Annotated in this window: 11 protein-coding genes; 6 read left to right on the top strand and 5 right to left on the bottom strand. The window is 56.3% G+C overall.

Annotation, left to right across the window (positions count from 1 at the left end):
* Nucleotides 1-2: 2 nt before the first annotated feature.
* Complete coding sequence (locus PLU01S_RS04370) at nucleotides 3-854, bottom strand: urea carboxylase-associated family protein (RefSeq protein WP_074822498.1); 852 nt, start codon at nucleotides 852-854, stop codon at nucleotides 3-5.
* A 168-nt stretch (nucleotides 855-1,022) separates the two neighbouring features.
* On the opposite strand from PLU01S_RS04370, the gene PLU01S_RS04365 reads away from it, so the two are divergent.
* The 6 genes from PLU01S_RS04365 to PLU01S_RS04345 all read left to right on the top strand — a co-directional run bounded on the left by PLU01S_RS04365 (nucleotide 1,023) and on the right by PLU01S_RS04345 (nucleotide 6,690).
* Nucleotides 1,023-2,384, top strand: a complete 1,362-nt coding sequence (locus tag PLU01S_RS04365) for an MATE family efflux transporter (protein ID WP_074822494.1) — start codon at nucleotides 1,023-1,025, stop codon at nucleotides 2,382-2,384.
* Between the two features lie 174 nt (nucleotides 2,385-2,558).
* A complete protein-coding gene (locus PLU01S_RS04360) occupies nucleotides 2,559-3,593 on the top strand; it encodes a GGDEF domain-containing protein (RefSeq protein WP_074822492.1) in 1,035 nt (344 codons plus the stop codon).
* 71 nt (nucleotides 3,594-3,664) lie between these two features.
* A complete protein-coding gene (locus PLU01S_RS25645; RefSeq protein WP_159435095.1) occupies nucleotides 3,665-3,805 on the top strand; it encodes a hypothetical protein in 141 nt (46 codons plus the stop codon).
* Nucleotides 3,806-3,936: 131 nt separating this feature from the next.
* Complete coding sequence (locus tag PLU01S_RS04355) at nucleotides 3,937-4,464, top strand: hypothetical protein (RefSeq protein ID WP_010795539.1); 528 nt, start codon at nucleotides 3,937-3,939, stop codon at nucleotides 4,462-4,464.
* Nucleotides 4,465-4,938: 474 nt separating this feature from the next.
* Nucleotides 4,939-5,988, top strand: a complete 1,050-nt coding sequence (locus tag PLU01S_RS04350; protein ID WP_074822489.1) for an acyltransferase family protein — start codon at nucleotides 4,939-4,941, stop codon at nucleotides 5,986-5,988.
* A gap of 114 nt (nucleotides 5,989-6,102) precedes the next feature.
* Entirely contained in the window at nucleotides 6,103-6,690 is a 588-nt protein-coding gene (locus tag PLU01S_RS04345; RefSeq protein WP_074822486.1) for an O-methyltransferase, read from the top strand.
* Nucleotides 6,691-6,737: 47 nt separating this feature from the next.
* On the opposite strand, the gene PLU01S_RS04340 is transcribed toward PLU01S_RS04345, so the two are convergent.
* The 4 genes from PLU01S_RS04340 to PLU01S_RS04325 form a co-directional block, all read right to left on the bottom strand.
* Nucleotides 6,738-7,145 (bottom strand): hypothetical protein, encoded by a 408-nt coding sequence (locus tag PLU01S_RS04340; RefSeq protein ID WP_139208686.1) that lies wholly within the window; start codon nucleotides 7,143-7,145, stop codon nucleotides 6,738-6,740.
* Between the two features lie 158 nt (nucleotides 7,146-7,303).
* Entirely contained in the window at nucleotides 7,304-8,314 is a 1,011-nt protein-coding gene (locus PLU01S_RS04335; protein WP_074822479.1) for a class 1 fructose-bisphosphatase, read from the bottom strand.
* A gap of 123 nt (nucleotides 8,315-8,437) precedes the next feature.
* Nucleotides 8,438-10,537, bottom strand: coding sequence for a glycogen debranching protein GlgX (gene glgX, locus PLU01S_RS04330; RefSeq protein ID WP_074822476.1), 2,100 nt, complete (start codon nucleotides 10,535-10,537; stop codon nucleotides 8,438-8,440).
* Between the two features lie 58 nt (nucleotides 10,538-10,595).
* Nucleotides 10,596-13,034, bottom strand: a complete 2,439-nt coding sequence (locus PLU01S_RS04325) for a glycogen/starch/alpha-glucan phosphorylase (protein WP_074822473.1) — start codon at nucleotides 13,032-13,034, stop codon at nucleotides 10,596-10,598.
* Nucleotides 13,035-13,076 lie beyond the last annotated feature (42 nt).

Raw genomic sequence — 13,076 nt, 5'->3', positions numbered from 1 at the left:
CTTCACCGATCCCACGCAGGCCTCACCAGCTCCAGGCCGTGGTTTCCCTTGTAACCCGCCCGCTCCGGGGATGACCAGCCTGCCAGTAGGGTGTCATCCAGCGAATAAACCTCAACGCCCAGAGGGCGGCAGACGGACAGCGGGTCTTGCGCGTCCGGCCCCCACAGCGCAACGGACAGATCACCACCCGGGCAGGTCGACAGAGCGCACAGCACGTCGATCTCCGTGAAAAGCTCCAGGTAGTCTCCTTGCTTCGCCGGGCAGGCCTTCATGAAGTACATGTCCTCATCGTTAAGCCCGGTCACCTGAAAAATGTTCAGCACATCATGTACGTCGAACTCGGTCAGCCCGTAGGGCAATACCGCGCGGGTCAGGTTCGAATGGCAGTGATGATGGAAATCTTCTCCGGTCAGGAGCTTGTTGACGTAAGGATCGCAGCGGGTGCCCAGCAGGTCATGAACGCGCCCGCCATGTTCGTCGATGCCATAATTGGCCAGGGTGTCGTCCGTGATGGTGACCATTGGCCGCAGAAAGGGCAGGTTCGACCACAGTCGATCATAGATAGACACATGAGCGCCCTGTAGCTGACGGGTACGGGCTGCCCATAACCGCTCGCGTGGATCATGGGCATTCCAGATATTGAAGTCGCCCACTTGCGGCCCTACAGGCGTCGTCACTCGAAAGACATGCCCGGCCGGCACCCGCCACGCACGACCGGTACGGATCGGAACGTCAAAGGACTCAATAAGCGTCCGCTTATCCTTGCCCTCCCGAATACGGTCATAGAAGGCCGTATCCACCGACAGGGCCGAACCGTGGCTCGCTTGATAGGCAGCAGGGTAATGCTTATACATGTCAGCTCCTTTCCCAAAGAAAAATCACTACACACAGGTAATGCCATGCCGATGGCGCACCCTCAACACTAGCCCTGCCGCCCCTGCCCGGCCAGTACTGTTTTCTCAGCCATGAAACATGATGATCGGTAAGCCTTTACACTAGGGGTTCTGCTGACTGGAGCCCTTATGTCCACCCTGCTTGCCGATTGGCGCTACCGTCCAATGCATCGTCGTGTCTGGCTGCTGGCCGGCCCGATGATTCTGTCCAACCTGACCGTACCCCTCGTGACCCTGGTAGACAGCGCCATCGCCGGTCATCTGCCGGATGTACATGATCTGGGCGCCGTGGCGGTGGGGGGAAGCCTCTACACTACAATGGTCGCGGTGCTGGGCTTCCTACGCATGGGAACGACCGGCTTCGCTGCGCAAGCCAGCGGCCGTAAGGATGGCAGTGCGCTTCGGCAAATTCTGTTGCAAGGTCTGTTGCTGGCCTGTGTGCTGGCGCTGGGGTTGATCGGCCTTTCACTGCTAGGCCTTCCTCTGCTGCTGAACAGCATGACCTCCTCGGCAGCGTTGAGCGAGGCCACCGAGCGCTTTTTCCAGATTCGCCTGTTGGGTCTGCCTGCCGCCCTGTCGAGCTATGCCCTGATTGGCTGGCTGCTGGGCACCCAGAATGCGCGTGCGCCGCTGGCGATGCTGCTGACCACCAACATCGTCAATCTGCTGCTCGACGTGTTGTTCGTGTTCGGCTTTGGCTGGGGAATTCGCGGTATTGCAGCAGCAACCGCCATGGCCGAGTGGTTCGGCGTGGGGCTCGGCCTATGGCTGGCGCGCCAGACACTGCATCACATGGCAGGCGCGGTTCGCATCAAGCGACTCAAGCGCTGGTCCACCTGGCGCCCCCTGCTGGCGGTTAACCGCGATATCTTTATCCGCTCGCTGGCCTTGCAAGGCGTCTTCTTTCTGATCACATTTCAGGGCGCACGTTTAGGTAATGCCACGGTGGCCGCTAACGCCCTTCTCCTCAATGGCCTGATGGTGACCGCATTCGCCCTGGATGGACTTGCCCATGCGGTGGAAGCGTTGGCAGGGCACGCCATTGGGGCTCGTGATCGCAAGGCCCTCCGGCAAACCCTGGTCATTGCCGCCGGCTGGTCGCTGCTGGCCAGTCTCTTATTTGCCCTGGGATTTGCCTTGTTCGGTGCACGCTTCATCGACTTGCAAAGCGATCTTCCCGCGGTACGTGAAGCGGCTTATACATACCTTCCGTATCTGGCCGCACTGCCAGTCATTGCCATGAGCAGTTACCTGCTGGATGGGCTGTTCATCGGAGCAACCCGAGCCCGGGAAATGCGCAATGCGATGGTCATTGCCGTCCTGCTCGCCCTGCCGCTAGGCATTGCGCTCAAAGACCTGGGCAACCATGGGCTATGGTTGTCGTTTCTGGGCTTCATGGCCTTGAGAGGTATCGTCCAGAGCTTTCAGGCCTGGCAGATGACCAGACGCAACGCCTGGATACCTGATCAGCACCCTCAAGACCCTTCTTGATGCCTAGCAAAGGTTGGCACAGGTAGCCCAGCGGAGAGATGACAGCCGGGCTTCGTCTCTCGCCTCCTACACGCCGCCTATTTTCCTTGGCAACACCGCGCGTTTCCAAGGGTCATATCAAGCGGAACGCCTTCTGGAACAAGGTTATCGCACCTACCTGCCACAGGACTCACCATGCACGCTGCGCCTGCACACCCTCGTGAAGCCGAGCGCCAAAAAGCGCTGGAGTCGCTTGAAATACTGGACACCCCGGCGGATGCCTATATGAATGCCCTGGTGCGGATCGCGCGGGACCTGTTCAAGGTCGACCGAGTGCTGATCAGCTTGATCGACCGTGAACAACAGTGCATCAAGGCCCACAGTGGATCACCCTTCAGCGCTACAGCACGCAGTGTTGCCTTTTGTGCCCATGCTCTGCTCGATACCCATCGCCCGCTAATCGTACCGGACGCCTTGAGCGATGAGCGTTTTGCATCCAACCCACTGGTGATCGAGCCCCCGTACATACGGTTTTATGCCGGGCATCCCCTCGTAGCGCCATCAGGTCTGCCCATTGGCACCCTGTGCCTGATGCATTCCGAGCCCAGGCAGCTGACGGCTCAGGAGCGTGACCGCCTGAGAGACCTTGCCCAAATGGCTGACGGCTACTTGAAACTACGCAGCCTTTCAGAGCAGACCCGCTACCTGCGCACCATTATCTCACGCGAACGCCGCAGGGCGATGCTCGATCCGCTGACACAATTATGGAATCGTGCGGCGCTGGAGCACTTCTATCCGGTCGAGCAAGCTGCCGCACGGCGCGACAACGAGCGAATCGGCGCATTGTTCATCGACCTGGATCACTTCAAGGCAGTCAACGATCAGCATGGCCATGCCGCAGGCGATCAGGTGCTTGTCGAAACCGCGCATCGGATCGCCACCACGCTTCGCCCCCATGACCTGTTACTCAGACTGGGAGGTGAAGAATTTGCCGTGATTACCCGCATCGACAAGGCGGAGCAGCTGGATGGCATCGCGGAACGCATACGCTTTGCCATTGCCGATACTCCCTTTTTGACCGTCAGCGGCCCTGTTGCGGTTACTACCAGCATTGGCGGTGCCAATGGGGATGCCGATGAGCCTGCCGAGTCACTGTTGAAACGCGCTGATGCGGCTCTTTATCAGGCCAAGCACGAGGGCCGTAATCGAGTCGTGATGGCCTCTGAATAAAATTCCCGAGGAACCTGATGGGCATTTATCGGCCCAAACAATAGACCCCGTATCCACTGGAGGACGCCTGTATGCCTGAAGCTGATGACTATCCCAAGGACGATACCCAGCCTGAAACCCTGGATGACACGACGCCGGAGCACAGCAAGAAAGAGAACATCGACAAGATCAAATATGACTCTAACGACATCATTCCTCCTAGCGTCTGGTAATTCACCTCTGAACGGGTAAGCCTGGGTTCCCCTCCCGGCTTACCCGGCGACTGCACCACTTCTTTCAACATCGCTGACATGAGGTATGATGCGCGTCATCATCATTCACCCTTACGTCGGAATGTCATGTAATGCGCAAGTCAGGGTATCTGCTAGGCGTTATCGCTTCGCTGCATGCAGGCCTTTCCCAAGCCGTAGACGGCTATAAGGATTTGCACTTTGGTGATAGCAAGCAAACGGTACTGGAAAGCAAGATCTGCACCCTGACACCGCGTACTGCACCTATCGAGGGGCTGGAGTATTACAGCTGCCCCGATCTTAAGCTGGGCAAGGATAGCCTTGAGGCTGGGCTGTTCTTTATCGACAACCGCTTCTTGCGCCTTTCGATTGTCACGCCGGTTGAAAAGAGCTTTCTCATTGCTCAAGGCCTGACCGAGAAATACGGGCCACCCTCCTCGCAATCGCCGTCCGATCACTTCATCAAACTGGAAAGTCAGCCCAACAGTCATGCGTTCATGGCGTTCGATAACAATACGGTGTTCTACAGGTTTTCCACCAACGCAGATATGAAGCGGCAGGCACTTCTGATCTACACCTCACCCGATTACGAGAAAATCCTCGTCAAACAGCAGCTCAAGGGCATCAATCCAGACCTCTAGACTGCCAGTGAGCACTCCAGCGTGCAGATGTCCAGCCTCAAATGCTGATTTGGCGATCTGCCAGACAGAACAGCGAAATCTTTTCAAAGCGCCACGGAACAATAGCACATCGCCATTGTCAGACCTCGTCGCTGGAGTTGTGATTGTTCCATAAACACGTTTTTATCTTGTTATAAAACCCGTTCTTTATTCAGGGTTTTATTGGCGTATTTAATTTTGCCAATAACAATAAGCGTGTGCAGGTCTGGCCAGACTTTAAAGCAAATCTCGATTGTCGGAATTATTTTTTTAGACTTTTCACTATACGTTTCACATTCTAATTTATGATGACTTTACGATCTCGCGTTGTTATTAAAGCGGCCAAGCCTGATCAAGGAAGCGGAACTCCTCAGGAACAGGGATGAGCAGTTGGATCCCAACTTACTACCTCTAAAAAATCGTCTTAGTTTCAACCTTTGAATCAAGGATAGTTCAATGAATAACCGAAATGTGTGGGTCGATTATGCCAAAGCCATTGGCATAATCCTGGTTGTCTATGGCCATGTGCTCCGCGGGCTTTTAAATGCCGGCATCATCAAGACCGATGTCGAGACGCACATGCTTGTGGACAGCATCATCTACAGCTTTCACATGCCGTTGTTCTTCTTCCTGTCTGGCCTGTTTTTCTTCAAATCGCTAACGAGTCGCGGCGGCAAGGGTGTATTCGTCAACAAGCTGGACACGGTTGTCTACCCTTTCCTTGTCTGGTCAATCCTGCAGGGCGTAATTGAAGCCTTTCTCTCTCGCTATACCAATGGCGATGTGACGCTGGGTGAGGTGTTCTCCCTCTTGTGGCGGCCCAGAGCGCAGTTCTGGTTCCTGTATGCGCTGTTCTTTGTATTTGTTTTGTCCATCGTGCTGTACGGCAGCAAATCGAAGAAGGTTTTCCTACCCATTTTCCTGCTGTCCGCCGTGGCCTACGGGCTCCAGCAATACGCGCCGCGCCAGATGCTGGTCGACTTTCTGATCCAGAACTTCGTGTTTTTCGCCTTTGGCGTCTGGTTTACCAATATTGCTGCTGCCATCGAAGCGCAGCCAGGTCGCATAGCAGCCTTTACGCTTCTGGTTACAGCGGGACTGGAGTATCAGTTCCATATCATCTCGCATCACACTTATACCGACCGCGGATGGATGTCGCTGATGGTGGCGCTATCGGCCATTCTGCTGGTTACGAGCCTGTCCATGCTGCTGGCCCGCAAACCTGTTCAGTGGTTCATTACCATCGGCACGCTGTCCATGCCGATCTATCTCATGCACATCCTGGCCGGGAGCGGCGTACGCGTTATCCTGAGCAAGTTCCTACATATCGATAACGTCTATCTGCATATTTTTGCAGCATGCCTTGTTGGCATTGTCGTACCGATTATTGCTGCTAAAATCATGCTGAAACTGCACATGGACTATATGTTCCAGGCACCAAAGTTAAACTTCCTAAAAAAGCACCCAAAGCAGCCGAGTAACGATACACCCCCGGTTGCTTCTTAAAGCGTTAACTAAAAGCCCCGCCAACTATATTGGCGGGGCTTTTTTATTCTCCAAACACTTACTATTATCCAGCAGTATTAATTCCCTAAAACAAAAACAGTGAGTAGATAATTAATGCCTTCCAATCTGGATACTTTATTAAAAGAACTGGAAACCTTTGGGGAAGTTAACGATAGCCGTACGCATGAGCGGCCAAGTCGCATGCTGAACATCACACGTGATACGGGTGAGTTTCTTTATGTCATGGTTCAGGCTACCAATGCCAAGCGTGTCTTGGAAATCGGGACCTCCAATGGCTACTCCACTTTGTGGCTGGCAAAAGCGGCTCATACAGTGGGCGGAACCATTCGCACCGTGGAGCTTTCTGAAGCCAAAATCGAGCTGGCACGGCAGAACTTCAAGCGCTCCGGGCTCGAGGCGCTGATAACACAGCTTCACAGTGACGGCGGTGCCATCCTGGCTGCACAGGACAAGTACTCACTGGACCTTGTGTTTCTTGATTCCGAGCGCTGCCAATATTGTGGCTGGTGGCCTGACCTCAGAAGAGTCCTGCGCCCGGGCGGCCTTCTGATCGTGGACAATGCCTTGTCCCATGCCGATGAAATGGCGGCCTTCAAGGCTCTGGTTGAGAGCGATCCGGACTTTTCGACTTGCCTTGTGCCGGTAGGCAAAGGTGAGTTTCTGGCAACCCGTCGGCCTTGAACCTGCCCTGCCGGGAGCACTGCGCTCCCGTGCAGAGCTTTACACCATCAGATTGTCTCTTTATCGGACAAGTACGGTGTCGGCTGATGAGCGGAGGTACTTTGCTCAAGGGACGGAACCTCGAAAGCTACAGCACCCTGCGGGTTTGTGGCCGAGACACCGGAGTAATGCCCAGAGGGGTTGTGCGACTCAATAGCCTTACCGTTGAAGCGTTGGGTTGCAATTGTATAGCGCTGACCGGAGCGCCCAAGACGCTGACTCCATGACTGACCCTGGGAAACCCCATCGCCAGTATCGGATTCTTTGGCTGTCTGCAGTAAGTCCCGGGTATCCATCACATCACCACCCGTAGAGCCGACCGGGGTTTCAACAGAAGCATCGCGATCTGCTGCCAGGGCGGTGTAGCTCACGGTATTGATTACTGCAAACGCTGCCATTTTCTGAAAGAGATTCATAATACTGTCCTCGCTGGCCATGAATGAGCAAGCAGGGTCAGAGTAGAAAAAGAGCTCTTAACAGCGTCTGAATCGCGGCTTAATACAGGCTGAACGAAGCCTGCATTAGCGGGAGAAGAGAACTGGCCAACGGTAAATGACCATTGGCCAGTCGGTCATCAGGCGTCCTGATGGTAACGGGTAACGCGCTCGACTTCTTCTTTGGAGCCGAGGAAGACGGCTACACGCTGATGCAGGCCTTCCGGTTGCACTTCCAGAATACGCTGGTAACCATTGGTGGCCGCACCGCCTGCCTGCTCGACCAGCATGGCCATCGGGTTGGCTTCGTACATCAGACGCAGCTTGCCGGGCTTTTCCGGTTCACGAGCATCACGTGGGTACATGAAGATACCGCCACGGGTAAGAATACGATGCACATCGGCCACCATGGAGGCGATCCAGCGCATGTTGTAGTTCTTCTCCAGTGGACCTTCCTTGCCAACCAGCAGCTCGCTTACGTAACGCTGTACCGGCGGCTCCCAGTGACGCTGGTTGGACATGTTGATAGCGAACTCGGCAGTTGTCTCCGGAATGGAGATGTTTTCGTGTGTCAATACGAAGCTGCCCAGCTCACGGTCCAGGGTAAAGCCTTTGACGCCATCACCCAGGGTCAGAATGAACATGGTCTGGGGGCCATAGATGGCATAGCCTGCAGCGACCTGCTCAGTGCCCTTTTGCATGAAGGCTTCTTCAGTGGTATCACCGTAGGTGGCACCCCCATGATCCTTACGCAGAACGGAGAAAATAGTGCCAACCGACACGTTAACGTCAATGTTGGAGGAGCCGTCCAGGGGATCGAACATCAGCAGATAAGCACCCTTGGGGTACTCACCAGGGATCTGGTGAACCTGGTCCATCTCTTCGGACGCCATGCCAGCCAGGGTGCCGCCCCACTCGTTGGCTTCAAGCAGGATTTCGTTGGACAGGACGTCCAGCTTCTTCTGAACTTCGCCCTGAACGTTTTCAGTGCCCATGCTGCCCAGTACGCCACCTAGCGCACCCTTGGATACCTCATAGCTGATTCGCTTGCAGGCACGGCCTACGACTTCGATCAGAAAACGCAGATCGGCTGGGGTTTTATGACTACGGGTCTGTTCGATCAGATAGCGGCTCAGCGTAATACGGGACATGTGAGGCTCCGGTAGAAAAGGTTCGCGCAGTGTAGCGCGGATGCTCAAGCTCCGTCTCAAGCGAAGCGGCCTACAAGCCCCACCCAACGTTCTGATTGTTCGAGAGACAAGGTCTGCACGCCGCTAGGGACGCAGCAACTCCACGGCTATGCTAACACCGCGGCCGAGCGCTAGGCTTTCGGCGCTGGAGTAGACTGCATGACCGGCTTCCAGTTCAGGTCGTGCGCTATCTAGAATGAGCGACCAGTGATGGCCGTCACGAGATAGCGCTAACCGACACGTCTGAGGATGGTTAAGCGGCTGGAAACAGAGCCATAACCGCTCTGCCCTGAGGTGCCCGGCACCGTTCATGGGCGAGAGCACCAGTGCCAATGGCGCAGATTCAGGCCTATTCCAACCCGCCTCGTCCAGGGGTTCACCCTCTGCATCGAGCCATTGCACGCTAACCCAGTCACCGTAAGCGGGACGCCCGATGAAGTGCTCGGCTTGCAACGCCTTGTATTGACGACGCAGCGCAGCCAGCCGGGCGACAAAATCGATCTGGCGTTTGCCGGTTGGGCTGCTGGCAAGTGCCCAGTCCAACCATGACAGCGGATTATCCTGAACATAGGCATTGTTGTTGCCATGCTGAGTACGACCGAACTCATCGCCAGCCGTCAACATTGGCGTGCCACCTGCCAGCAGCAGCGTTGCCAGCAGGGCACGCTGATCAGCTGCACGCTGCTCATTGATGTGGGGATCGTCGGTCGGGCCCTCGGCACCGTTGTTCCAACTGTGATTGTCTTGAGTCCCGTCGCGATTTTCTTCGCCATTGGCTTCATTATGCTTATGTGCATAAGTCACAAGGTCTGCCAGCGTGAACCCATCATGAGCCGTCACAAAGTTGATGCTGGCGTCGATGTTCCGGCCGTGCCGGTCATACAGATCGGCGCTTCCTGACAATCGGGTCGCCAGTGCGCCACGCATGCCGTCGTCGCCCCGCCAGAACTTGCGAACATCGTCGCGAAAATCATCATTCCATTCAGCCCAAGGACTGCGGAACTGTCCGACCTGATAGCCGCCCGGGCCAATATCCCAAGGCTCGGCGATCAGCTTGACCTGTTTTAGGACCGGATCTTGGGCAATGGCCAACATGAGTGGCGCGTCGACGCTAAAGCCGGTCTCAAGCCGTCCAAGTGCGGGCGCCAGATCGAAACGGAAACCGTCTACACCTGCCGCCTGCACCCAATAGCGCAGCGAGTCCATCGTCAGCCTCAGCCCTGGCTCGCGTTGCAGCGCCAGGCAATTACCGCAACCTGCATCATTGATGTAAATCGAAGGATCATCCGGATGCAGCCGGTAATAGCCTCGGTTATCCAGTCCTCGCATACAAAAGGTCGGACCCAGCTCGTCACCTTCACCGGTGTGGTTGAACACCACATCAAGGATGACCTCGAACCCTGCCGCATGCAGCGCTGCCACGGTTTCACGTAACTCAATAATGGCGTCACGTCCTGCCAGACGGGGGTCGACAGCCATCATGGTGACGGGGTTATAGCCCCAGTAATTGCCAAGCCCAAGCTTGGGCAGATGACGATCATCCGCCCAGGCCGCAATAGGGAGCAGCTCCAGCGTAGTCACGCCAAGCTTTTGCAGATACTCGATCACGGCAGGCTGCCGAAGCCCGGCCAGTTTACCGCGCATGGTTTTAGGAACTTTGGAATGCTGCATGGTCATGCCACGCACATGCAGCTCATAGATGAGGCTTTGGCTACCCCTGTAACGCGGGCCTTCCAGCTCAAGCGGTGTTAGCGGTGCCTGAACAATGGCCTTGGGAACATGAGCCGCGCTGTCGCGATGGTCCGGTCGATCATGGTGGTCTGGATCGAAGCCATAGACGCTGGGATGCAGCACGAACGGGCGGTCTACCGCTTTGGCGTAAGGATCGACCAGTAGCTTATGAGGGTTGAAGTAAAGTCCTTGAGAAGGCTGATAGGCACCGTAAGCCCGCAGCCCATAACGCTGCCCCGCCTTACCTCCCGGAAAATGCCCGTGCCAGACACTGCCTGTCTTTTCGTGGAAGACGAGTCGATAGGTTTCATGCTCGCCCTTGGCATCGTACAGGCAGAGCTCTACCCGCTCGGCCTCTGGCGCCCACACAGCAAAGTTGATGCCATCGCCGACCAGTGTCGCGCCCAGTTCAGCAGGGTTTCCGGTTTCGAGATGAGTCACGTGGCGGGGCACAGAAAATCTCCGTAAAGCAGAAAAAAGCCGGCACGCGAAAGGTGCCGGCTATTGAGACTTACAAGACTTGCCAGATATCCGTGGCGTATTCACGAATGGTTCGATCGGAGGAGAACCAACCCATGCTGGCCGTGTTGAGTACCGCTGAGCGCCACCACTCGTCCGGCTGATTCCAACGCTCCTCGACGGCCACCTGAGCATTCCAGTAGGCATCAAAATCAGCACAGACCAGGAAGCGGTCGTGCCAGGTCAGCACGTCCAGCAGCCCGTTATAGCGAGAGGGATCATCCGGTGAGAACTGCCCGCTGCGAATGGCCGAAAGCACGGCCGACAGCCGTGGCGAGCTGTTGATGATGTCCGAAGAGTTGCCCCCCATGCGCTGGCGCTCTTCAACCTCGGCCGCCTTTAGGCCAAAGATGAACATATGTTCCTGACCGACAAACTCGCTCATTTCAACGTTGGCGCCATCGAGCGTGCCAATGGTAAGTGCACCGTTCAGGCCAAATTTCATATTGCTGGTGCCTGACGCCTCGAGACCCGCTGTGGAAATCTGCTCGGAAAGGTCGGCCGCCGGGATAATGACTTCAGCCAGGCTCACATTGTAGTTAGGCAGGAACACCACTTTGAGCAGGTCACGAATGGACGGGTCATTATTAACCACCTTGGCCACGTCGTTGGCCAGCTTGATGATGAGCTTGGCCTGGTGATAGCTGGCAGCTGCCTTGCCCGCAAAAATCTTTACACGAGGTGTCCATTGCCCGTTGGGGTTGTCCTTGATGGCCTGATACAGCGCAATGGTCTGCAGCAGGTTCATCAGCTGCCGCTTGTATTCATGGATGCGCTTGATCTGCACATCGAAGATGGCGTCGGTACTGAGGGAGACGTCCAGCGTCTTTTTCACCAGCTCGGCAAAACTGTTCTTGTTATGCAACCGCTGGTGGGCAAAACGCTCTCGAAAATTGGCATCGTTGGCATAGGGCTTGAGCCGGGGGAGCGATTTTTCAGGATCGTGCTGGACATCCTCGCCCAATACATCCACCAGAAGATCGGTCAACGCAGGGTTGGCCTGATAGAGCCAGCGGCGGAAGGTAATGCCGTTAGTCTTGTTGTTGATTCGATCCGGGAAGAGCCGGTGCATGGAGCGGAAGACGGTCTTGCGCATCAGCTCGGTATGCAATCCGGACACACCGTTGACCTTGTGCGAACCGATAAAGGCCAGGTTGCCCATACGTACCCGACGGCCGTGACTTTCATCGATCAGGGACACGTAAGACAGCATGGAGCCATCTGTCTCGCCCCGTGCCCGGAGCGAATCGAGGAACTGGGCATTGATCATGTAGATGATCTGCATGTGGCGCGGCAGGAGGCGCTCCATCAGATAGACCGACCAGGTTTCCAGTGCTTCCGGCAGAAGGGTGTGGTTGGTATAGGACAGCGTGTTGACGGTGGTGCTCCAGGCAGCGTCCCATGGCAGACCGTACACATCCACCAGCAAGCGCATCAACTCGGCCACGGCAATGGCCGGGTGAGTATCATTGAGCTGGATGGCCGCGTATTCGGGCAGGCTCATGATGTCGCCGTGCTGCTTGATATGGCGGCGGGTAAGATCCGCCAGCGAGGCGGCCACGAAGAAATACTCCTGACGCAGGCGCAGCTCCTGTCCCGCCTCGGTGCTGTCGGCCGGATACAGCACTCGAGAGATGCTTTCAGCCCGGGCCTGATCGGCTACGGCCCCGACATGGTCACCTGCGTTGAAGGTGTCCAGCTTGATGTTTTCCAGAGGGCGGGAGCGCCACAGGCGCAGCGTATTGGCCCCTTCCCCACCCCACCCCATGATGGGCGTGTCATAGGCAACCGCACGAACTTTCTCACCCGGCGTCCAGACCTGACGCAAGGAATTACCTTCATAGGGCGTGACATGACCGCCGAACCCGATCTCGTACACGACCTCGGCACGCTCGAATTCCCACGGATTACCGAAATCAAGCCAGTTCTCCGGCTGCTCGTGCTGGAAACCATCAGCGATGACCTGACGGAACAGGCCGTGCTCGTAGCGAATACCGTACCCATGGGAAGGAATACCCAGCGTCGCCATGCTTTCCATGAAGCATGCCGCCAGACGGCCCAGACCACCATTACCCAAGGCAGCGTCCGGCTCCAGTCCGCGGATACGCTCAAGGTCGACACCCAGGTCTGCCAGTGCGCGACGGGTTTCCTCCAGTATGCCCAGATTGGACAGGCTATCGATCAGCAGGCGGCCAATGAGAAACTCCAGGGACAGGTAATAGACGCGCTTCTGGTTGGCCCGGTAAGCCTCACGCGTCCGACTCATCCAGCGATCGACGATATAGTCACGCGTCGCCAGGGCAGTCGCCATGAACCAGTCATGATCCAGGGCGTGCTCGGGGTCCTTGCCTACGTCATAGGTCAGCTTGGAAAGAATGTTTGAACGCAGAGCAGCAACTTCGTTGGGCGAGATAAAACGGGCTCTCGTCATCTAGTAACAACCTCGGCATAACGAACACTGATAGGCTGACCG

The organism is Pseudomonas luteola NBRC 103146 (assembly GCF_002091675.1).
GTDB lineage: Bacteria > Pseudomonadota > Gammaproteobacteria > Pseudomonadales > Pseudomonadaceae > Chryseomonas > Chryseomonas luteola.
This window is presented reverse-complemented; position numbering and strand designations above follow the sequence as displayed.